The organism is Natronomonas halophila (assembly GCF_013391085.1).
In the GTDB taxonomy this organism is placed as follows: domain Archaea; phylum Halobacteriota; class Halobacteria; order Halobacteriales; family Haloarculaceae; genus Natronomonas; species Natronomonas halophila.
Genome location: NZ_CP058334.1, coordinates 2148464 through 2168845, shown reverse-complemented (window position 1 = coordinate 2168845; position 20382 = coordinate 2148464). Strand labels below are relative to the sequence as shown.

24 protein-coding genes and 1 tRNA gene are annotated in these 20382 nt (G+C 66.8%); 15 read left to right on the top strand and 10 right to left on the bottom strand.

What is annotated here, in order from left to right; translation table 11 throughout:
* Window positions 1–6 precede the first annotated feature (6 nt).
* Genes trpA through trpC form a run of 3 tightly spaced genes read right to left on the bottom strand, consistent with a single transcriptional unit; the run spans window position 7 to window position 2850 of the window.
* Window positions 7–840: a tryptophan synthase subunit alpha gene (trpA, locus tag HWV23_RS11580; RefSeq protein WP_178290555.1), complete on the bottom strand. Its 834-nt coding sequence runs from the start codon at window positions 838–840 to the stop codon at window positions 7–9.
* Window positions 840–2093 (bottom strand): tryptophan synthase subunit beta, encoded by a 1254-nt coding sequence (gene trpB / locus HWV23_RS11575; RefSeq protein WP_178290554.1) that lies wholly within the window; start codon window positions 2091–2093, stop codon window positions 840–842. Before trpB ends, trpA begins: the two co-directional genes overlap by 1 nt.
* Window positions 2086–2850, bottom strand: coding sequence for an indole-3-glycerol phosphate synthase (trpC, locus tag HWV23_RS11570; protein WP_178290553.1), 765 nt, complete (start codon window positions 2848–2850; stop codon window positions 2086–2088). The genes trpB and trpC overlap by 8 nt, the downstream gene beginning before the upstream one ends.
* A gap of 253 nt (window positions 2851–3103) precedes the next feature.
* Between trpC and HWV23_RS11565 the strand changes: the two genes are divergently transcribed.
* The 8 genes from HWV23_RS11565 to HWV23_RS11530 are packed head-to-tail and all read left to right on the top strand — an operon-like array spanning window position 3104 to window position 10705.
* A complete protein-coding gene (locus HWV23_RS11565) occupies window positions 3104–4219 on the top strand; it encodes a hypothetical protein (RefSeq protein ID WP_178290552.1) in 1116 nt (371 codons plus the stop codon).
* Window positions 4219–5991, top strand: coding sequence for a GMC family oxidoreductase N-terminal domain-containing protein (locus HWV23_RS11560; RefSeq protein ID WP_178290551.1), 1773 nt, complete (start codon window positions 4219–4221; stop codon window positions 5989–5991). Before HWV23_RS11565 ends, HWV23_RS11560 begins: the two co-directional genes overlap by 1 nt.
* Before the next feature lie 52 nt (window positions 5992–6043).
* Entirely contained in the window at window positions 6044–6511 is a 468-nt protein-coding gene (locus HWV23_RS11555) for an MGMT family protein (protein ID WP_178290550.1), read from the top strand.
* Between the two features lie 43 nt (window positions 6512–6554).
* Complete coding sequence (locus HWV23_RS11550) at window positions 6555–7655, top strand: ATPase domain-containing protein (protein ID WP_178290549.1); 1101 nt, start codon at window positions 6555–6557, stop codon at window positions 7653–7655.
* Between the two features lie 54 nt (window positions 7656–7709).
* A complete protein-coding gene (locus tag HWV23_RS11545) occupies window positions 7710–8360 on the top strand; it encodes an HVO_0476 family zinc finger protein (RefSeq protein ID WP_178290548.1) in 651 nt (216 codons plus the stop codon).
* A gap of 4 nt (window positions 8361–8364) precedes the next feature.
* The gene (locus HWV23_RS11540; RefSeq protein WP_178290547.1) at window positions 8365–9018 is read left to right on the top strand and encodes a protein-L-isoaspartate(D-aspartate) O-methyltransferase; all 654 of its coding nucleotides are present in this window, start codon (window positions 8365–8367) and stop codon (window positions 9016–9018) included.
* A 3-nt stretch (window positions 9019–9021) separates the two neighbouring features.
* Window positions 9022–9936 (top strand): class I SAM-dependent methyltransferase, encoded by a 915-nt coding sequence (locus tag HWV23_RS11535; RefSeq protein ID WP_178290546.1) that lies wholly within the window; start codon window positions 9022–9024, stop codon window positions 9934–9936.
* A gap of 22 nt (window positions 9937–9958) precedes the next feature.
* Window positions 9959–10705, top strand: a complete 747-nt coding sequence (locus HWV23_RS11530) for a protein-L-isoaspartate O-methyltransferase family protein (protein WP_178290545.1) — start codon at window positions 9959–9961, stop codon at window positions 10703–10705.
* Here the strand turns inward: HWV23_RS11530 and HWV23_RS11525 are convergent.
* Window positions 10702–11151: a DUF7382 domain-containing protein gene (locus tag HWV23_RS11525; protein WP_178290544.1), complete on the bottom strand. Its 450-nt coding sequence runs from the start codon at window positions 11149–11151 to the stop codon at window positions 10702–10704. The genes HWV23_RS11530 and HWV23_RS11525 overlap by 4 nt on opposite strands.
* A 92-nt stretch (window positions 11152–11243) precedes the next feature.
* Here HWV23_RS11525 and HWV23_RS11520 point away from each other — a divergent pair, with 92 nt between their 5' ends.
* From HWV23_RS11520 to HWV23_RS11505, 4 genes are read left to right on the top strand one after another with little or no spacing between them, the layout of a single operon-like run.
* Entirely contained in the window at window positions 11244–11603 is a 360-nt protein-coding gene (locus HWV23_RS11520; protein WP_178290543.1) for a fluoride efflux transporter FluC, read from the top strand.
* Window positions 11591–11941 carry a fluoride efflux transporter FluC gene (locus tag HWV23_RS11515; RefSeq protein WP_178290542.1) on the top strand — a complete coding sequence of 117 codons (351 nt, stop codon included), beginning with the start codon at window positions 11591–11593 and terminating at the stop codon, window positions 11939–11941. The genes HWV23_RS11520 and HWV23_RS11515 overlap by 13 nt, the downstream gene beginning before the upstream one ends.
* A 50-nt stretch (window positions 11942–11991) precedes the next feature.
* Window positions 11992–12813 carry a cyclase family protein gene (locus tag HWV23_RS11510; RefSeq protein ID WP_178290541.1) on the top strand — a complete coding sequence of 274 codons (822 nt, stop codon included), beginning with the start codon at window positions 11992–11994 and terminating at the stop codon, window positions 12811–12813.
* Window positions 12810–13772, top strand: coding sequence for a fumarylacetoacetate hydrolase family protein (locus HWV23_RS11505; RefSeq protein WP_178290540.1), 963 nt, complete (start codon window positions 12810–12812; stop codon window positions 13770–13772). The genes HWV23_RS11510 and HWV23_RS11505 overlap by 4 nt, the downstream gene beginning before the upstream one ends.
* Here HWV23_RS11505 and HWV23_RS11500 read toward each other — a convergent pair.
* The gene (locus HWV23_RS11500) at window positions 13769–14347 is read right to left on the bottom strand and encodes a HalX domain-containing protein (RefSeq protein ID WP_178290539.1); all 579 of its coding nucleotides are present in this window, start codon (window positions 14345–14347) and stop codon (window positions 13769–13771) included. The two genes, HWV23_RS11505 and HWV23_RS11500, sit on opposite strands and share 4 nt — an antisense overlap.
* Window positions 14348–14564: 217 nt before the next feature.
* Here HWV23_RS11500 and HWV23_RS11495 point away from each other — a divergent pair, with 217 nt between their 5' ends.
* The gene (locus HWV23_RS11495; RefSeq protein ID WP_178290538.1) at window positions 14565–15812 is read left to right on the top strand and encodes a hypothetical protein; all 1248 of its coding nucleotides are present in this window, start codon (window positions 14565–14567) and stop codon (window positions 15810–15812) included.
* A gap of 15 nt (window positions 15813–15827) precedes the next feature.
* Here HWV23_RS11495 and HWV23_RS11490 read toward each other — a convergent pair whose 3' ends face one another.
* A complete protein-coding gene (locus HWV23_RS11490; protein ID WP_178290537.1) occupies window positions 15828–16835 on the bottom strand; it encodes a sodium:calcium antiporter in 1008 nt (335 codons plus the stop codon).
* Between the two features lie 79 nt (window positions 16836–16914).
* On the opposite strand from HWV23_RS11490, the gene HWV23_RS17205 reads away from it, so the two are divergent.
* Entirely contained in the window at window positions 16915–17040 is a 126-nt protein-coding gene (locus HWV23_RS17205) for a hypothetical protein (RefSeq protein ID WP_281362659.1), read from the top strand.
* A gap of 72 nt (window positions 17041–17112) precedes the next feature.
* On the opposite strand, the gene HWV23_RS11485 is transcribed toward HWV23_RS17205, so the two are convergent.
* From HWV23_RS11485 to HWV23_RS11470, 3 genes are all read right to left on the bottom strand, one after another.
* Window positions 17113–17185: transfer RNA gene (locus HWV23_RS11485), tRNA-Arg, on the bottom strand.
* Between the two features lie 363 nt (window positions 17186–17548).
* Window positions 17549–18130: a 2Fe-2S iron-sulfur cluster-binding protein gene (locus tag HWV23_RS11475; protein WP_178290536.1), complete on the bottom strand. Its 582-nt coding sequence runs from the start codon at window positions 18128–18130 to the stop codon at window positions 17549–17551.
* A gap of 73 nt (window positions 18131–18203) precedes the next feature.
* Window positions 18204–18926, bottom strand: a complete 723-nt coding sequence (locus tag HWV23_RS11470) for an Sjogren's syndrome/scleroderma autoantigen 1 family protein (protein ID WP_178290535.1) — start codon at window positions 18924–18926, stop codon at window positions 18204–18206.
* Between the two features lie 93 nt (window positions 18927–19019).
* Between HWV23_RS11470 and HWV23_RS11465 the strand changes: the two genes are divergently transcribed.
* A complete protein-coding gene (locus HWV23_RS11465) occupies window positions 19020–19763 on the top strand; it encodes an HpcH/HpaI aldolase family protein (protein WP_178290534.1) in 744 nt (247 codons plus the stop codon).
* Here the strand turns inward: HWV23_RS11465 and HWV23_RS11460 are convergent.
* On the bottom strand, window positions 19760–20338 hold the full coding sequence (locus HWV23_RS11460; protein WP_178290533.1) for a DUF7090 family protein: 579 nt from the start codon (window positions 20336–20338) through the stop codon (window positions 19760–19762). The genes HWV23_RS11465 and HWV23_RS11460 overlap by 4 nt on opposite strands.
* Window positions 20339–20382: the final 44 nt, after the last annotated feature.

Below are 20382 nucleotides of genomic sequence, written 5' to 3'. Positions count from 1 at the left end.
GTTCGGTCATGTTCCTTCCGGTCGCGGCCGACGTTGCGCGCCGGCGAGGGCGCCCTCCTTCAGTTCGCGAGCGAGCGATTCCAGTTTCGCGGCCGTCTCCTCGGTCGGTTCGTCCTCTTCGTGGCCCTCGGCGACGATATCCACGAGCGCCGAGCCGACGATGACGCCGTCGGCGCCCGCCGCAACGACGTCGGCGGCCTGCTCGCCGCTGGAGATGCCGAAGCCGACCGCCTTCGGGACGTCGTACTGTTCGAGGCGTGCGAGGCTCTCCTCGGTCTGGTCGGAGACGTCCGCACGGGCGCCCGTGACGCCGAGGCGGGCCTGCACGTAGACGTAGCCCGAAACCTGTTCCATGATGCGGTCGAGGCGTTCGCCTTTCGTCGTCGGCGCGACGATGAACACGAGGTCGAGACCGTGGTCGTCGCAGGCCTCCCGAAGCAGGTCGGCTTCCTCGGCGGGCAGGTCGGGGACGACGAAGCCCTCAAGACCGACCTCGGCGGCGCGTTTGACAAAGGGGAGGACGGGTTCCGCGTCCTCGGGACCGTACTGATAAATCAGATTGTAGTAGGTCATACAGACCAGCGGCACGTCGACATCCAGTTCCTCGACGAACTCGAAGAACCGCTCGGGGGTCATCCCGCCCTCCAGCGACCGGACGACGGCCTGCTGGATGGTCGGCCCCTCGGCGATGGGTTCGGAGAAGGGCAGGCCGAGTTCGATGATATCGGCGCCGCCGCGTTCGAGGGCCTCGACGTACTCGATAGACGAGTCGAAATCGGGGTCGCCGGCCGCGAGGTAGGGGACGAAGGCCGGTTCGTCGAAAGAATCCTCAAGTCCCATTACTCAAAGACCTCCATCGTCGGCGCGTTCTCCAACTCGCGCTTGTCGGTTTCCTCGATGACGGCTTCGAGGTCCTTGTCGCCGCGGCCGGAGACGTTGACGACGACGGTTTCGGGCAGGTCGACCGACCCGTCGCCGTCGGGGCCGGCCACGTCTTCGAGGAAGCCGAAGGCGTGGGCGGTTTCGAGGGCGGGAATAATACCTTCGTCCTGCGAGAGGCGGTGGAAGGCTTCCAGCGCCGACTCATCGCCGACGTTCTTCGGGATGACACGACCCTCGTCGACGAGGTAGGCGAGTTCGGGACCGACGCCGGAGTAGTCGAGGCCCGATGAGACGCTGTGGGATTCCATAATCTGGCCGTGGGTGTCCTGCAGGAGTTTCGTGCGCGCGCCGTGGAGGACGCCCTCCTCGCCCGTCGAGAGGGAGGCCGAGTGCGGCGCGACGCCTTCCTCCTCGTCGACGGTCAGCGAGGAGCCACCGGCTTCGACCGCATAGAGGTCGACGTCTTCGTCGTCGATGAACTCCGCAAAGGCACCCATCGTGTTCGACCCACCACCGGCGCAGGCGACGACGGCACCCGGCAGGTCGCCGAACTGCTCTTCCGACTGGCGGCGTGCCTCCTCCGAAATCACGGACTGGAAGTCCCGGACCATCGCCGGGAAGGGGGCGGGCCCGACGACCGACCCGATGACGTAGTGGGTCGTCTCGACGGTGGTCGCCCAGTCGCGCATGGTCTCAGAGATGGCCTCCTTGAGCGTGCCGCGGCCGATATCGACCGGGTTGACCTCGGCGCCGTTGATGCGCATCCGGAACACGTTGGGGCGCTGGCGGTTGATGTCCCGTCGGCCCATGTAAATCTCGCAGGGCATATCGAGGTGGGCGGCGGCCATCGCCGTCGCGGTGCCGTGCTGGCCGGCGCCGGTCTCGGCGATAATGCGCTCTTTGCCCATGTACTTCGCCAGCAGGACCTGCCCGAGGGCGTTGTTGAGCTTGTGCGCGCCGCCGTGCAGCAGGTCCTCGCGCTTGAGGTAGACCTCGGTGTCGTAGCGCTCGGAGAGCTGGTCGGCCCGCTGCAGCGGGGTGGGGCGCCCGCCGAAGTCCCGGATGCGCTCGCGGAACTCGTCCATGAAGCCGTCCTCGTTGTCCAGCACGTACCGCTCGTAGGCGTCGGTCAACTCCTCGATGGCGGGCATCAACGCCTCGGGGACGTACTGGCCGCCGTAGTCGCCGAATTTCGTGTCCGATTTAGACATTGGTGAGTCCCTGTGTGTTCTCGCGAACGTCGCCGTCCATGATGGCCGACCCGACGAGCAGGCCGTCGGCCCCCGCACGGCGCATTCGCGAGACGTCTTCCCGTGACTCTATGCCACTTTCCGCAATCAGGGTGACGCTCTCGCGAGTTGCTGCCGGAATCGAGTCGGCGACCCGCTCGAACGTCCCTAAATCGACCTCCAGTTCCGCGAGGTCGCGGTTGTTGATGCCGATGATATCCGCGCCGGCGTCGAGCGCCGCCTCCACCTCTTCGGCGGTGTGGGCCTCCACGAGCACCTGGAAGCCGCGCTCGCGGGCCGCTTCGAGCAGACCTTCGAGGTCGTCGACGAAGCGGACGATGAGCAGGACGACGTCCGCTTCGACGGTATCGAGTTGCTCCTCGCGGACGATGAAGTCCTTCCGAAGCACCGGCACGTCGACGGCTTCCCGAACCCGACGCAGGGTCTCGGGCGACCCGCCGAAGTGTTCGGGTTCGGTCAGCACCGACAGCGCCGCGGCGCCGCCGTCGACCATGGCCTCGGCGAGCGCGACCGGGTCGTCGGTTCGTTCGCCCTCGGTCGTCGGACTGGTCGGTTTCACCTCCGCGATGAGGGGGACGCGACCGTCGGCCTCCGCGGCGGCGAAGGCTTCGGGCAGCGACCGCGGGTCGACGGCGACGCGCTCGTCACCGCCGGGCCGCTCGGCGGCCGCCTCCAGAATCGAGCGGACCGCCGGCGCCAACTCGTTGGTTGTGTCCATTACTGTACGCTAACGGACTTATCTGTACAAAAGGGTTGCGCCTCGGACGTACGCGAGGGCCGAATCACCCAGCGTCTCTCACGACGTACCGCGGATACAGAGAATAGAACTGTTCGAACGTTGTTTTCCGATGTCCGATTTGAGGCAGCCCATCGTCATCGTATTTCGCCGTTTTACCCACCATATTGGTAATAAAACGCCTGAAATGTCCACTACAAGTCCTATACGTATGTAGATGTATTCGTGGACAACTATGGAGGAGTTTAGCATCGGTCGGCGGACGGTGCTTCGCGGCGTCGTGGGGGCGGGCGCCGCGATGGCGCTGCCGTCCGCCGAGGCGGCCGCCCAGAGCGCCCGCGAAACCGACCCGACCACGCAGGCGGCGTACACCGCCGTCGTGGACGCCGTCATCCCCGAAATCGACGAGGTTCCGGAGGGGCTCGGCCCCGAGGACAAACCCGGCGGCCTGAACATCGGCCTCGACGCCTACCTCATCGAGTACGTGAACACGCTGTTTTCGGCCGGGATACCGGTCCGAACCGAGGAGAACCTCCGACTCGCCGAGGCCGTCGCCAAGGTCTGTGACGTCGCCGCGGTGGAACTCATCGCCCGCGGCGAAAACGAGGCCACGCCGGACCCGACCCGATACGACGCCGGCGGCCCCTTCGCCTCGCTGGCGCGAACGGACCGCCTCCGCGCGCTCGCCCTGCTGGACGAGAAGGAAGTCGACACCGCCGCCCTGTCGTCGGCCGCCGCGGACGTCGGCGTTCCGCTGCCCGTTCTGGAGGGCACCGCCGGCCTCGTCCCCCAACTCGTCGTCGCGTTCACGCAGGTAATCTACTACAGCGAGTGGCAGGGCTACGAGGACGTCTCCGCACCGCCGAGCGAGCGCGAGTTCTCCGAGACCGTCGACGGCGAGAAACTCCAGAGCTGGCGACAGACCGACTTCCCCGGAATCATCGACGGCGCCGCCGCCTTCCGCGGCTTCTGGGGCAACGACAATTCCTCCCTCGGCGAGGGCGCCGTCTGGAAAGCCTTCGACAGCGATGACGAACGCCGCGGCGGTCCACCCGAAACGCTCCCCGACGAGTCGGTCATCGAGAGTCCCCGAAACGACGAGGAAGCCGAACAGGAGGACGGGTCGGCGCCCAAAATCTACATGCAACCCGGCGAGTTCACCGACGGCGACTACGACACCGGCGACTACGAGGAGCCCTTCGACACCAGCGGCGAGCCGGCCAGCGGCTTCGAGAACGCGATGGACGTCAAAAAGCCGGACGACGCCGTCGACGAGGCTCGCGAGAGTCTCGACGACGACCTGCTCGCCCGGGTGAAATCACAGTTCTTCGGTCGGGGAGGTGACCGGTGATGGTGCAAGACGAATACGACGTCGTCATCGTCGGCGCCGGCGGGGACGGCCCCGTCGCGGCGTGGAAACTCGGGAAAGCGGGCCTCGACGTGCTCGTCCTCGAAGCCGGCCCCTTCCACGGCAACGAGAACTGGCCGAACCCCCACGAGGGACCGGGCAAGGCGAAGGCCTCCGACAGCATCGACGACCTCTCCGGTGACCTGCTCGACGAGCAGTTCACCACGCGCGAACTGGAGATGACCCAGAAGCTCCTGTTCGGGCCGGCCGACCACGAGCGCGGCTACTGGTTCCGGAAGTTCCCCGGCGCGGGCGCCACCCTGCAGGCCGCCGGCGTCGGCGGGACGACGCTCCTCTATACGGGTAATCATCCGCGCGCGTACCCGGCCGCAATCGACGAACAGGGCCACTGGCCGAACGACATCAGTTACGAGGACCTCCTGCCGTACTACCGCGAGGTCGAGGGGATGCTCGACGTCCAGCCCGCCCCCGTCACCGCCAAGGAGGAACTGTTCTTCCAGGGGGCCGAATCGGCCGGTTGGGACCTCATCGACGACAAGAACGTCGATTCCGCTGGCTACCGCCCACAGCCCAACGCGCTCATGCGTCCCGACGAGAAACTCCACGTCGACAACGACTACGACGGCAACTTCCGACATCCGGACGCGGATAATCCCGAGGACCCCGTGGAGGGCCACACCCTCGCCGCCCACGAAATCGTCGGCAACCCCGTCCCCCGCGGCGCGCCCTTCGAGGAGAAGGCCAAGAAGGCCTCCAACGTCGGCTTCGTCCCACCCGCGCTGGAGACGGGCAACGTCACCGTCCGGCCGAACGCCTTCGCCACGGACGTCCTCGTGGACCGCTCGCTCTGCGGCAACCCGGAAGCCACCGGCATCGAGTTCCGCGATACGTGGTCCGGCGACACCCGACAGGTTTCGGCTGACGCCGTCGTTCTCGCCGCCGGCGCCATCGAAACGCCGCGCCTGTGGCTCAACTCGGGCCTCCCGAACAACGGCTGGGTCGGCAAGGGCATGACCATTCACTTCGGCGACAACGTCATGGGCTTCTGGGAGGAGGAGGTCCTCGAAGAGCGCGTCGGCAAACCCGCCGTCGACCCCCAGGAAGGACAGACCATCGCCGCCCGCTTCGACTACCCGGGCGTCGGCATGCTCCAGACCACCGGTTCGGGCCCCGGCATCGCCGCCGTCCTCGGGTTCGGCGCCTCCGCCTCCGGCTTTACGTTCACTAACGACGTCTCGGATGCCCCGTGGGACTCACAGGGCCGCATCGCCGGCACCGACCTCAAGGAGTTCCTCTCACGCTATCGGCAGGCCCTGCCCATCCTCGTCGTCACCGACGACCGCCCCCACCAGCGCAACGGCGTCAGCGTCGCCCCCGGCCTCGAGGACGAACACGGTCCCGTCCCACAGGTCAACTACGTCCCCAGCGAGGGCGACGTCAAGCGCCGCGACGAACTCGCCGAAATCGCCACGGACATCCTCAAGGAGGCCGGCGCCGACCACGTCCACCGTTCGGACTCGCCGGCGACGGCCCTGCACATCCACTCGACGATGGCGATGGGCAAGGTCGTCGACACCGCCTGCGAGGCCTACGACGTCGACCGCCTCTTCGTCGCCGACCACTCGGCACTGGCCAACGGCGTCGGCGGCCCGAATCCGACCAATACCGGGCAGGCGCTGGCCGCCCGGACCGCGGAGAAAATCGTGGACCGATACTTCTCAAAAACGCCCGACTGCTCGGATTCTTTTAAATAGAAGCGGTCATACACCTCAAGTTACAAACCCTAGACCCCCGACAGTCGGGAGTATGAGCACCGAGTCCGAGGCGGGCATCTACGCTCGGGAGTCCGAATATCTGGAGTGTTACGTTCAGGTCGGCTATGCGAGCGGTCGAGTACTGTCGGTATCGTTCCCGGACCTGCCGGACGAGGACGCCGAGGAGGAACTGGAACTCCTCGACCGGATTCAGGCGTATCTGGAGAGGTCGGAGGACGATTTCAACGACGTCAACGTGGCGCTGACGATGGCTACTGACCAGCGTGAGGTTCTGGAGGCCGTCCGCGGCGTCCCCTACGGGTCGCAGGTCGGCGTCGAGAAACTCGCGGCGCTGGCGCCGGCGCTGGACCCCGAGGAACCGGAGGACATCCAACTCGTGCGGACGGCGCTTTCGGAGAACCCGGCGCCGCTTCTCGTTCCGGACCACCGCGTTCGTGACGGGCCCAGCGCCGCCCCGCCGGAGGTCGAACAACGCCTGCGCTCGCTGGAAGGCCTCTAAGCGCGGAGGACCCTTTTAATCGTGTGGCCCGATAGCGCGGCATATGGAACCCGAGGAGCCGCCAGCCGCCGAGCGCGACGAGGGAGCCGATGCGCCCGACGAGCGATGTGATTACTGTCGGCTACCGATTCCGGAAGCGCCGGTGACCGCCGAGCGGAACGGCGAAACCTACCACTTCTGTTCGTCCCCGTGTCGGGAGATGATGACCACCGAGGACCGCGTGTTCACCGAATATCATGGGTTTCGGCAGTTCGACCCCGGCGTCTCAGCGCTCCGGGCCGGTCTCCCACAGGGGATTCCCCGCAACTCGCTGGTGCTCGTCTCCGGCGAACCGGGAACCCGCGACAAAGCCCTCCACGGCGAGTTGATATGGCGCGCGCTCCAGCGCGGGGAACCCGCGGTCATCGTGGCGTTCCTCGATACGCCCGTCGCCATCGTCCAGGAGTTCATCGGGCTGGGCTGGAACGTCCTTCCCTACCTCGATTCCGGCCAGTTGCGCATTCTCGATTGCTTTACCTACCGGCTGGACGACGCCGACGAAATGGTCCGCGGGATGAGCGACTGGACCCACCACCTCCACGACGTGGCGATGGCCTCGACGGACACCGTCCGGGACCCGACGAACCCACAGGCGGTCCTCAACGGACTGGAGAACTGCCTCGACGGGATGGACGACGACGAGGGCGTCGTCGTCATCGACTCGCTGACGGAGTTCGGCTCGCTCGTCCAGCCGGTTCAGGCCTACGACTTCGTCAAGGACCTCCGAGCGAGCGTCTGCAAGGCCCGAACCGTTCCGGTCTTCGTCGGCGCCAGCCGCATCGGCAACGGCGACGACTTCCCCCACGACCTCGGCTACATCGCCGACGGTGTCATCGACCTCGTCCTCGACGATAGCCTCGTCGAGGATACGCTCATGAAACGCATCCGCGTCCGGAAGATGAGCGGCGTCCGCTCGATTCGCCGCTGGGCGACCTACGAGTTCACCGAAGGCCGAGGCCTCGTCGCGGCCAAACCGAGCGAGGGTGACGAAGAAGGCGAGGACGACGGCGACCCGGACGGCGCGAAAACCGAGAAATCCCAACCGGACGGCGAACACGGGCCGGACTCGGGGACTGCGGGCGGCGCGGCGGCCGACCCCGAGTGAGCCCCCGCCCGTCGGAGCCACGCGCTTATACGTTCCCGCGAGAAATGTCGTATAATGAGTCAACAACGCGTTGCGGTCCGCTGTCCGTCCTGTTCGCAGGGCGCCGAAACGGCCCACGAGGTACTTAAACAGGGTGGTCAGGCGACCGTCCGATGCAGCGAGTGCGGCCACGTTCACAAGACGACTATCGAAGAGGAATCGACCATCGACCGCCGGGTTATCGTCTCGCAGGACGGCGAAAGCGAGGAAGGCCAAATCGAACTCGAACCCGAGGAGGAACTCGAAGTCGGCGACGAACTGCTCGTCGAGACCGACGCCGCCCTCTATCGGGCCCGCATCACGTCGATGGAACTGACCACCGACGCCCGGGCCGACGAGGCCGAAGCCAAGGACATCAAGACCGTCTGGACCCGCGCCGTGGGGAACGTTCAGGTCAACCTGACGCTGCACCCGAAGGACGGGGGCCACGACGAGAGCCGCAGCACGAAAATTCAGGTGCCGGGCGACGAGAAGTTCGTCGTCGGCGAGACCACCGAATACGGCGACGAGGAGTTCACCGTCGAACGCCTGCTCGTCCGCGAGGACGCGACCAACTACGACCGCGAGGGCTACGACCACGACGGCGATTATGCCTTCGCGAAGGACCTCAAACGGGTCTACGCCCGCAACGAGAACTCCCGCCAGCGGGCCTGGTCCGGCTGGTAGGCCCATGTTCCGCGCCGACCCGCCCGACGGTGACGACTTCGACGAACAGCGGGAGAAAATGGTCGACGCACTCGTCGGGGCCGGCCGCCTCGACGACGAGACGGTCATCGAGGCGCTGAAAGCAGTCCCCCGCCACGAGTTCGTCCCCGAAGCGCGCCGCGACCGCGCCTACATCGACCGCCCGCTTCCCATCGGGTCGGACCAGACCGTCTCGGCGCCCCACATCGTCGGCATCATGTCCGAGTTGCTGGAACTGGAGGACGGCGACGAGGTGCTCGAAATCGGCACCGGCTGTGGCTATCACGCCGCCGTCACCGCCGAAATCGTCGGCGATGAGAACGTCTACAGCGTCGAGTACCTCGACGAGTTGGCCGAGGACGCTCGCGAAACCCTCTCCGAACTCGGCTACGACATCGAGATACGCGTCGGCGACGGCCACGAGGGCTGGTCCGAACACGCGCCCTACGATGCGGCCTATCTCACCTGCGCGGCCGCCGAGATACCCGAGGGAATCGTCGACCAGTTGCGCGGGGGGGGCATCTTCGTCGGCCCCATCGGCACGGCCGAACAGCGCCTCATCAAGGCGACCAAGACCGAGACGGGCCTCGACCGCGAGGACCACGGCGGCGTCCGGTTCGTCCGAATGCAGGGGGACTAACCCGTGCCGACACAGGACCGCGCGGCCGCCGAGTGGCGCGAACTCGCCCTGCTGTGGGCCGCCCGCCGCTGTGGCGCCCTCGACGCGCTGGCGACCACCGCCGGAACCGCCGACACCGTCGCCGATGAGGCTGACATCGACCCCCAATCCGCCGAACGACTCGTCGCTGCACTCGAAGCGCAGGGATTTCTGGCCCACGTCGATGGCGAGTACGAACCGACCAACCGTTTGCTCGGCTTTCTCACGAAGACCGACCTCCGGTCTATCGGCCGCCTGCCCGCCGAACTCGACGCCTTCGACCGCTGGGTCGCCCTCCCAGAGACGCTGGCCGGCGCCGACCCGCCCGAACCCGCCGACGCCCTCCGCAACGAACTCGGCCGCGAACGCGCCGCCGACACAGCACGCGTCCGTTCGGAAGTGACGACGGCTGTCCACGCCGCCCCCGACGGTGACCGCGTCGTCGTACTGGGCGACGGCGGCGGCTCCCGGGCCGTCGAGTTCGCGGACCGCGGCTGGTCCGTCACGCTCTACGACACGCCGGAGCGTATCGACGCCGTCGAACCGTTGCTTTCCCGCGAGTCGGTGGAACTGCAAGCGGGCGACCCGACCGACGCCGCCCTCCCGCCGTGTGACCTCGTCGTCGGCATCGGCGTCCTCCAGCGATACGACGCCGCGGACGCCCGAAACATCGTCGCCGTGGCCAGCGACGCCGCCCCGGCGGCCGTTTTTATCGACGCCTTTCAGGGCGTGACCGACGCCGCAGCGCTGGCGGATATCGACCGCCTCGCCGCGGGCCGCGGCGGCGCCCACGACGCGGCGGCGGTCCGGTCGTGGCTCGCCGACGGCTACGGGGACGTCCACATCGAGGCCGTTCCATCGAGTCCCTACTCGGCGGCCGTCGGGCGCGGAGTTGAATAGGCTCCGGCACCGAGGCGTCGATATGGACCCCGACGTGCTGCGGGACGATATGGTCGATAGCCTCGAACACGAGGCCAAGGCCGTCGTGAGCTCCGAGCACGTCAGCGTCGCGATGCGGGAGGTGCCCCGCGAGCCGTTCGTCGACGACGAATCGGCCGCCTACGCCGACCGCTCCTTCGAGCGCTTCGGTACCCGTGTCCTCTCGCCGAGCGCGGCCGGCCGGCTGCTGGAGGCCCTCGACGTCGAACCGGACCACGACGTGCTCGTCGTCGGTGCCGGCGTCGGCTACACGGCCGCCGTCATCGCCGAAATCGTCGGCGAAGCCTCCGTCCACGCCATCGATATCACGCGTCGTCTCGTCTACGACGCCCGCTCGAACCTCGCCAGCGCGGGCTATCCCGGCGTCCTCGTCGACTGCCGGGACGGCGCCCGCGGCCTGCCGGATTACGCGCCCTACGACCGGATTCTGCTGGAGGCCGCCGCCGCCAACCCGCCCCAGGCACTGTTGGACCAACTCGCCGACGACGGACATCTCGTCATGCCGCTCGGCGTCGGCGCACAGGAACTCGTCGCCGTCGACGCCGACGGTGATGAGCCGACCGCCGAGTTCGGCACCGTCGCCTTCCAGCCGATGCTCGTCGAGGGCGAGCAGGCCGACACTATCGAACGGAACCGGACCCGCCGCGAGGACCGCGAACACGCCCAACGGGATGCCCAGCGCCGGAAGGGTTGGGAGCAATCCTGGATTAACTGGGACGAGCAGCTCTAATCCTCCACCACCAGCAGCGCCGTGTTCTCCCGCTTGTCGGCGTACTCACTGCCAGCCGGTGGCTTGACGTCGAATTCGACAGTGCCGTCCCGCTGGTTCGGGCCGAGGTCAGGCGCCAACTGGAGTTCCGCAGTGCCGTTCTCCCCCGTTTTCGCCGTTTCGACGCCATTCAGCCGCGCTGACCCACCACGGGCGACGACGGTGGCGTCGCTCACCCCATTGCCGTCGGGGTCGACGACCCGCACCTCGACCGTCTCGTTGCCGGGGGCGACTACCTCGGGCGTCGGCTGCGTGTCGAGTTCGGTGACCGCGAGGCCGGAGATTCCGGAGAGCATGCTCATCATGACCGAGAGGCTGGCGACGCCGACGACCATCGCGATGACGAGTCGGACGGGCAACCCCTCGATTGCGCGTTCGTCCGCGCGGAAGCCTTCGCTGTGACGCATGGGGTCGGTGGCCGCGTGTTCGTATATAAATGGACGGCACGGGCGAGTGGTGAACCGCAAAACCCCTGTATCCGCCCCGTGGAGTCGAGTTCATGCGACCCCGGAACGCGGCCCTCGTCGCGGCTGGCGGCTTCACTGGCGCGCTCTCTCGGCACGCCGTCAGCGTATCGTTGCCCGAGGCGTTCCCGTGGGGCACCCTCGCCGTCAACGTCGTCGGCGCGTTCCTGCTCGGCGTGGTCGTCTACGAGACTGCGGCGAGCGGGCGGCTTTCGGACGGCGCGCGGCTCCTCCTTTCGACGGGCTTTCTCTCCTCGTTTACCACCTACAGCACCTTTGCCTCCGAAACCGTCGCGCTGTCACCGCGGCTGGCGGCGCTGAACGTCGTCGCCAACTACGCGCTCGGCTTTCTCGCCGTCCTGCTCGCACGGGAGGTGGTCGGATGGCGCTCGTGAGCGCGCTTGCGGTCGGTCTCGGCGGCGCCGGTGGCGCCTTGGCGCGCTACGCCGTCGGGCAAGCAATCGAGGGACGGGGCCGAGGTACGCTCGTCGTCAACGTCCTCGGCAGTTTCGCCATCGGCGTTCTGCTGGCGGCAGGGTTAAGCGAGACGGCCCTGCTTGCCGCCGCTGTCGGCTTCTGTGGCGCCTTCACGACCTTCTCGTCGTTCGCCGTCGAGACGGTTCGGCTGGCCGAAGACGGTGAGGGCGTCGCTGCGGTGGCCAACGCGGCCGGAACGCTGCTTTTGGCCCTATTCGCAGTGCTGGCCGGCACGCTCCTCGGCGGCCTCATGTAGTGGCCGCCGGCAGGCCCATCTATAAGTTCCAAGCCGCCCCGTAAGGTGGTATGTTCCAGGATGCCACACTCATCGACCTCTCGGTCGGCATCGAGGACGGGGCCGCGAGCGAACCGGACCCCGCGAGCATCGACCGGATGGACCACCGCGAGGGCGCCGAATGGCTCGCTCAGAACCTGCAGGCGATGGGCAAGGACGTCGAAGCCGACGACTTCCCGGACGGCACCGCGCTGGCCTGGGAGGAAATCACCGCCATCACCCACACCGCGACCCACATGGACGCGCCGTATCACTACGGCGCCGAAAGCGAGGGGGAGCCCGCCCGCACCATCGACGAGGTGCCGCTGGAGTGGGGCCTCGGCGAGGCCGTCGTGCTCGATATGCGCCACCTCGATGCCGGCGCCGAAATCGGCGTCGACGATTTGCAGGAGGCCCTCGACGACCTGAATCACGACCTCTCGGAGGGCGAAATCGTCCTCATCCAGACCGGCGCCGACGAGTTGTGGGGAGAGGCGGCGTATCTGACCGACTTCCCGGGGATGGGAAGCGAGGCGACGACATGGCTCGTCGAGCAGGGCATCAAGGTCATCGGCACCGACGCCTACGGCTTCGACAAGCCGTTCCTCGAGATGGGCGCTCGCTTCGAGGAGACGGGCGACAGCGAGGAACTGTGGCCGGCCCACCTCGCGGGCCGCGAGAAGGAGTACTGCCAGATCGAGAAGATGGCGAACCTCGATGCGTTGCCGCGGAAGACGAACATTCCCCTCGTCGCCTTCCCCATCGTTGTGGAAGACGGCAGCGCCGGGTGGGTCCGACCGGTCGCCGTTATCGAAGACGATGCGGCCGACGACGCGGAGGGGGGTGCGACATGAAACTTGCCACCTTCGAAGTCGAGACGCCGGTCGGCCCGAAGCGCCGGGTCGGCGTCCGAGACGAACACGGCGCGCTGGTGGACGTAACGACGGCCTATGCGGGGATGCTGGAGGCCAACGGCGAGGCCGACCCGGTGCCGGTCGCCGAGGCCCACGCGCCGCCGGAGATGAACGCCTTCCTCTCGCGTGGCGAGCGGGCGATGAACGCCGCAAAGGACGCCCTCGAGTACGCCCGGCGGACCGACGACGAGCGGGGGCCGACCGGAGGCCGCCTCCGCTTCGAGCGCGAGGACGTTCGACTCCGTTCGCCGCTGCCGCGGCCCAACTCCCTGCGGGATTTCATGGCCTTCGAGGAACACGTCCGCAACAGCCTCGGCGGCGACCCGCCGGACGTCTGGTACGAGATGCCCGTCTACTACAAGGGCAACGCCGACACGGTCGTCGGCCCCGGCGACGAGGTACCGTGGCCCGACTACTCCGAGCAGGCCGACTACGAGTTAGAAATCGCCGCCGTCATCGGCAAACACGGCGAGAACATCGACGCCGACAAGGCCGACGACTACATCGCCGGCTACACCATTCTCGACGATTTCAGCGCCCGCGACATCCAGTTAGAGGAGATGCAGGGTCGGCTCGGCCCCGCCAAGGGCAAGGACTTCGCCAGCGCGCTGGGGCCGTATCTCGTCACGCCCGACGAGTTCGACCTCGAAACCGCCGAGATGACCGCCGAGGTCAACGGCGAGACGTGGTCGGAAGGCACCGCTGGCGAGATGTACCACTCCTTCGCGGACATCATCGAACGCGTCTCACAGAGTGAACCGCTCCATCCGGGCGACGTGTTGGGAAGCGGCACCGTCGGCGAAGGCTGTGGGCTCGAGTTGGGACGCTTCCTCGATTCGGGTGACACCGTCCGCTTGACCGTCGACGGACTCGGGACGCTGGAGAATACGATTCGCTAAGTCGAGTTATCGACGCTCAACCGCCGCAGTTCGACCTCGAAGTCACGCTCGGAGAGTTCGTCGGTCGTCGCATCCAGTTCCGAACGCATCTCCTCGATCTGCTCGGAAAGGTCGGCGTAGGCCTCGCTTTCGGAGAGTTCGTGGGCGTTTTTCTGCGTCTGGAGGGCCGCCCGCTTCGACGCCAGCGCGAAGAACTCCTGCAACTGGCGGTCGTACTCCGAGCGGGATTGCAGCGACTCGACGATATCGATCAGGTCGTCCTGCCGAATCGGCTTGACGATGTACTCGTCGAAGCCGAGTTCGATGATATCGAAATCCGGCTCGACGGCCGTCACCATCGAGACGCGACAATCGTAGCTCTTCGAGCGGATGTGGTCGAGCACCTCGTCTCCCGAGACCCGCGGCATCAGGCGGTCGATCAGCGCCACGTCGACGTCCTCGGAGACGACGTCGATGGCGTCCTCACCCCCGTAGGCCGTCCGAACGTCGTACCGTTCGGACAGCCACGCCGCGTACAGGTCGGCGAGGTCCCGCTCGTCGTCGACGACCAGCACGGTTGGTGTATCGTTCGTCATATGCGTCCCCGTTGACACGCCTACTGCCTGTATACAAATAGTCGTTCGGCCGGTTTCGGAGGCTGAAAAGCCCAATCGTTTATCCCTGCTCGAAACACCGACCCATCGAGCATCGACCGCCCTCGTCGAAAAGCGGGCGCCCATGCCCGGTCATACATGGCGACCGACGTGTCGGCGCTCGCCGAAGGTTCATGAGCCCGGGCGCGGAGGACAGCGCATGGCCAGCGCCGCACTCACGGAACCGCAGGTCCTCGCCCACGCGAAGGGGCGGCTCTTTCCCGATTCCGACGACCGGGCGGCCTACGCCGTCTGTGACACCCAGTTCGCGACCGACGAGTGGCTTCGGGGCCGCCGGATTCCCGAGGCGGTCCGGGACCGCCTCGCGCCGTTCAACCACGTCCGACTCGGCTCCGGCTACCCCGACCTCGTCGGCGTTCGCAGCCTCGATTCGGACCTCCTCGCGGTCGAGCGGTTCGGCGACCATCCGCCGCTGGTCGCCATCGAAGCGAAGGGCCACACCGGCGAGGGTACCGCCGACGTCGAACGCGGCGTGTTACAGGCCTACGACCGCCTCCACGAGGCCAACGCCGCCTACGTCGCCGCGCCCGCCGACGCCATCTCCGAGACCGACCGCACGCTCGCCTGCGAGTTGAACGTCGGCGTCCTCGGCGTCGACCCGTCCGGGACCGTCGACCCCTACGAAGTCCCCCGCATCGTCGGCACCAACACCTCCGACGACGCCAGCGCCATCCGGTTTCAGGCGACCGCACAGGGCGTCGCCGACAAGTCGTTCGGCCTCAACCACCCGAAGAACTACCTCGCCTATCCCCTCGCGTGTTACCATCCCGACGACACCGACGCCGTCCTCGCCGAACACGTCGTTCGTGCGGTCGAGGACGCTCGACGCGGCGCCGCCTTCCTCGGCCTCATCGAACAGGGGCCGGCCCGCAACGAACTGACACCGCTCGGCGAGGAAGTCGTCCGGTTCGCGCTGGACCGCTACGGCTCCGTCGAAGCCGCGCTGGCCGGCTTCGAGGACTGGCAACGGTCGCGGAAACGCTTCGTCGATATCGCCCCCGAGTGGGGCCTGCTTGCCAGACGCGTCGTCTGGGCGTATCCCGCGACGAAACTACTGGTGAACGAACTCCAGACGATGCACGAGGACGGCATCGCCGAACCAACGCTTCCGGAGTTCGTCGAGTGGCTCCACGTCCAGCATCCCACATTCACCGTCGAGTTGTTCGTTCGCGGAACCGACGACGCCCGCTCACGAGTGCTGGACGCCGACGGCAACCTCCAGCGGACCGAACTCGACGACGGAAGCGTCTACCACTCGCCGGCCGTCTTCCAGCTCAAGGCCATGCTCTATCACGCCGGCATTCTGACCGAACGGGGCTCGGAGCCGAGTAATCTGGACCCGAACGAGGACGTGTGGGCGCTGAAAGAGCCACTGGAACGGCGTTAGACGAGTGGCAGGTGCCTAAATCCCTCTGACGGTATCTATGAGGCCGAACGATTCGAGCACCATCCAGACGAGAAACAGGACGTACAGCCCCAGAAAGCCGTAGGCCTCGAGGTCGGTCAATTCGAGGTCGGTGCGGGTGAAGATGACGAAAACGAGCGTGGCGAAGGCGAGAAAGCCCATCGTCGGAATCGCCACGAGGAAGTTGATGGTCGCCGACCCCGCCAGGAGGACGCCGACGGGGATGGCGACCAGGAGGTTGAAGATATTGCTCCCGAGGACGTTCGTGAGGCTGGTTACGCTGTCATCGTTCTGGGCGGCCCGGACGCTGACGAACGCATCGGGAAGGCTCGTCCCCGCCGCGATGACGGTGAGACCCAACAGGAAGCTCTCGATGCCGAATATTCCGCCGAGCGAGAGGGCGGCCCGAACGATACCCTCCACGCCGACGGCGATGACCAGCAGCGCCACCGACAGGGTGCCGAACTCCCGGAGGGGCGAAACGTCGACCGACTCGGCGGCGACATGGTCGCTGGCGTCCTGCTGGTGGAGGAAGATGTAGATGCCGTACGTGGCAAGCGGCAGGATGGCCAGCGGTGGCGTCAGGATGGCGGCGCTGTTCGTGCCCCCCGGGACGTACGTCGCCCCGAGCGCGAAGACGATGAACAGGACGAGCACGCTGATGATGTAAAACTGGGCGTCCTTGTGGACGAGATTGCGGGTCGCCCCCAACTTCTCGCTGGAAAGCGCCGAGAGGGCCGGAATCACGAGCAGATTGAAGATTGCGCTGCCGACGATGGCCCCGACGCCGAGGGAGAACTCGCCGTGGACGACGGTACTGATGACGATAGAACTGATTTCGGGGAAACTGGACCCGACAGCGACGACGACCGCGCCGTGGACGGCGACCGGCAGGCCGTAGTACTTGCTGAGTCGCTGCGCCGCCCGCGCGAAGTGTTCGCTTCCTTTCCAGATGACGAGGGTCGCGACGACCACGAGAACGAGCGACCCCAGTAGTCCAACCATCAGGGTCCCCTTCTCAGCACAAACGGAAGGGCGTACCCCATCCGAACGGAATGCCTACGAAACGCTGGGCTGGGGAATCGTGTTTCTCATCTCCATCGTCATCGTCGCCTACTGGGGAACCGTCGACGAACAGGCCGTCGAAGAACTGCAGGACCGCATCGATGAAATCGAAACGGAAGACGCGTTGAGTGGTGAAGACTCCTGAGTTTACCGCTTCGAATCGAGAGTAGAGACGCCGCTCTGTCAGCTGTTGGTTCTAGTTCGTTCCGGAATGAAACGAGCCCGACGGGATTTGAACCCGCGACATCTTGGTCCGGAACCAAGCACTCTGTCCACTGAGCTACGGGCTCCTATCGACCGATAGCCCGGACGGCCGTTTAACGGTTGCGACACACCCCGGAGGTAATCCAAGACGGCGACCAATTCCGGGCATGGGCTACACGTTACAGTACTACGAGTTGGTGTTGGCCGCCACCATCCTCTCGCTGGCCGTTGGCGGTGCCGTGGGAGCGCTGACCAGCGTCGCGATGCCGCTGCTATCGTCTCGCTCGGAGCGGTTTCGCTCGTGTTCATGGGCCATGCGATGTTCGTCAGGGGACCGGTCGACGACTTCGAGGATCTGACCGAAGAAGTAGACGTCGAAGACCCGTCGGTGCCGCTCGTCGAATAGCGTCCGAAACGAAAGAGAACCGAGAGAAGAAACGGCCGAATCGTTACGGCGATTCGCCGGTTTCCAGCGAGAAGCTGTCGGTCGGATAGGCGACGCAGGTCAGCGTGTAGCCGTCGTCGAGTTCGGGCTCGCCGAGCATCTGGTTGGTGTGGTGTTCGACGTAGTCCTCGCTGTTGCCGCCGTCGGCGATGTGGCCGGCACAGGAGATACACTGGCCTTCACGGCAGGCGTAGGGCAGGTCCCAGCCTTCCTCTTCGCCGGCTTCCAGAAGCGTCTCGTTTTCCTTGACCTCGATGGTCGCGCCTTCCTTGACGTACTCGATTTCGTAGGTTTCGGCTTCGTCGTCGGGGATAGCCGCCGGGCCGGCGTCCTCTTCTTCCTCGGCGAGTTCGCCTTCGGCCTCGCCGTCACCGGCGCCGACCGCCGCGGCCGCAGCGCCGCCACCGCCGATGGTGCGGTTGCTGGGTTCGGGGAACTCCGTCTCGGGGACCGTCTCGGCCCGCTTTTCGAGGACGTCCTGTGAGATGTCCTCGCGGGGCTGCCACTCGGACCCCTCCGAGAGATGCAGGACGACCGCGACGAGCGTCAGCACCGCCCCGCCGACGATACCCACTGTCGTAACCATATGCGTGCGTTAGTCAAGGCCCTTCAATAGCGTTGTGATTCGACGCCTTTCCGGCGGGGAAAAGGCCCGCAGTTCAGAGCCGTCGGACGGTCTGGAGGGTGTCGGCCGCCTCGCGAGCGGCCGCAAAGAGGTCGCGTTTGCGCCCGATGTCCCGCGTCTCCTCGGCCTGCCGGGTCAGTGCCGTAATCTCGCGGACGAGCGCGGCTTCGGCTTCGCCGAGGTCGCCGCCAGCACGCGCTTCGCGGCCGGCCGACTCGTCGGCGGGCGCCTCCCGACGCGCCGGCGGGTCGACGCGGGCGGGTCGGCGGTCCCGAGCCGGAGCGGGTCGGTTCTCGGTGGAGTCTGCGGGCTGCTGTGTCTCCTGAGATTTGGTCTCGGTCGCCCGCTCGTCGGCGCGTTGGTCGGACACGGCGCGTTCCGTCGGTTCCGCTGTCTCGGTCGTCTCCGCCGGGGTCCGTTCGGCCTGTTCGACCGGCTCCGTGCCGGCTTCCTCGGCGGTCGGCTGCTGGCCGTTGGCGGCGGCCTGCTGTTGGTCTTCGGTCTGGGCCTGACCTTGGTCGGCCGCGGGACCGACGAAGTTGCCGTTCTCGTCGACGACCTGCTGGCAGGTCGGGCAGAACTCGTCGCCTTCGTAGCGGAAGACCGGCGAGTGACACTCCTTGCAGTGACGGTTCGTCATCGTCGCCCCCTGCAGGAGGAGTTCGCTCATCCGCTCGGAGGCCTGCCGTTTCTCCTTGTCTTCCTCGTATTTCTCGCGAAGCTTCTCGCGTTCGGCTTCGCGGTCGAAATCGCTCATACACGAAACCACGCGTTTCCGCGGCAAAAGGACTGCGCTCGGGGCGTTTCCCAATCCCGCAGGGTTTTGTCGCTGGCAGACGCGTTCCCGCGCATGGACGACCTCTTCGGAACCGTCGGAACGTGGACCTCGCTTTCGGACCCCGCCGTCGCGGAAATCGCCGCGGGTGGCGGCTTCGATTTCGTCGTCGTTGACACCGAACACACGCCGCTCGGCCTCGAATCGGTCGCCGACTGCGTTCGCGGCGTCGAGGCCGCCGACGGTAACGCCGTCGTTCGGGTGCCGTCGAACGACCCGGTACGCATCAAGCGCCTGCTGGACGTCGGCGCCGATGGCCTGCTCGTGCCGATGGTCGACACCGCCGAGGAGGCACAGGCGGCCGTCGAGGCGACCCGCTATCCGCCCGAGGGAGGCCGCGGCGTCGCCGCCGCTCGCGCCGCCGATTACGGCCGCACCTTCGAGAACTACGTCCGCGAAGGCCACCGCAGCCTCTCGGTTATCGTCCAGATAGAATCCGGCGAGGCCGTCGACAACGCCGCTGACATCGCGGCGGTCGAGGGTGTCGACGCCCTCTTCGTCGGGCCCGCGGACCTCTCGGCTTCCCTCGGTCGGTTTGCCGAGTGGACCGACGCGGAGTTCCTCGCGGCCATCGAGGCGACCGTCGACGCCGCCGAGGATGCCGGCGTCCCCGTCGGGACGCTGGGGACGACGCCCGAGCAAATCGAAGCCCTCGGCTCGCTCGGCTTCGATTACATGGTCGCGGGCGCCGACTTCACACATCTCGTCGAGGGGCAGCGGCGCGCCCTTGCGGCGGCCGAAGACGTCCTCTCGGATTAGAAGTCGGTCTCGATGGTGCCGTCCTCGTCGAGGTAGATGATGGCGTCGAAGCGGTCCTTGAACCGGGCGACGTCCTCGGCGTCGTGGACCTCCTCGGAGAGGTGGAACAGGCCGACGGCGTCGTGGGTTTCGAGCAGTTCCAGCAGTTCCTCGACGGCTTCGAGGGCGCGGTCCTCGTCGGCGTAGTAGGCCATCTCCGTCACGGAATCGAGGCTGATGCGCCGCTTGCCCTCGTGGTCCGCCAGGAACTCGCGTGTGATATCGACGATGCCCGCCAAATCGTCCGGCGAGGAGACGTAGTGGACGCGGTCCGACGAGCGCCGCGAGTAGCCCCGCTCTACGGAGAGGGTATCGAGGATGTCGGCCTTCTCCTCGTCGACGCCGTAGTATTCGAGTTTCTGCTGGACCTCGCGGGCGGTCGTCCGCGTGGAGATGACGAGGAACCGGTCGGTGTCAGTGTTGAGAAACTCCGTGTCGATCCGGTCCGTCTCGCCGGTGCTCGGGTGGATGAGAAGGATGCCGGTGCCGCCCGGAACCGAATCGGGCGCGTTCTCGATGGCGAGTTCGTAGTCCATGCCGGATACGGGACCGCGGTGGTCTTAAATTGTGGCGGGGCCGA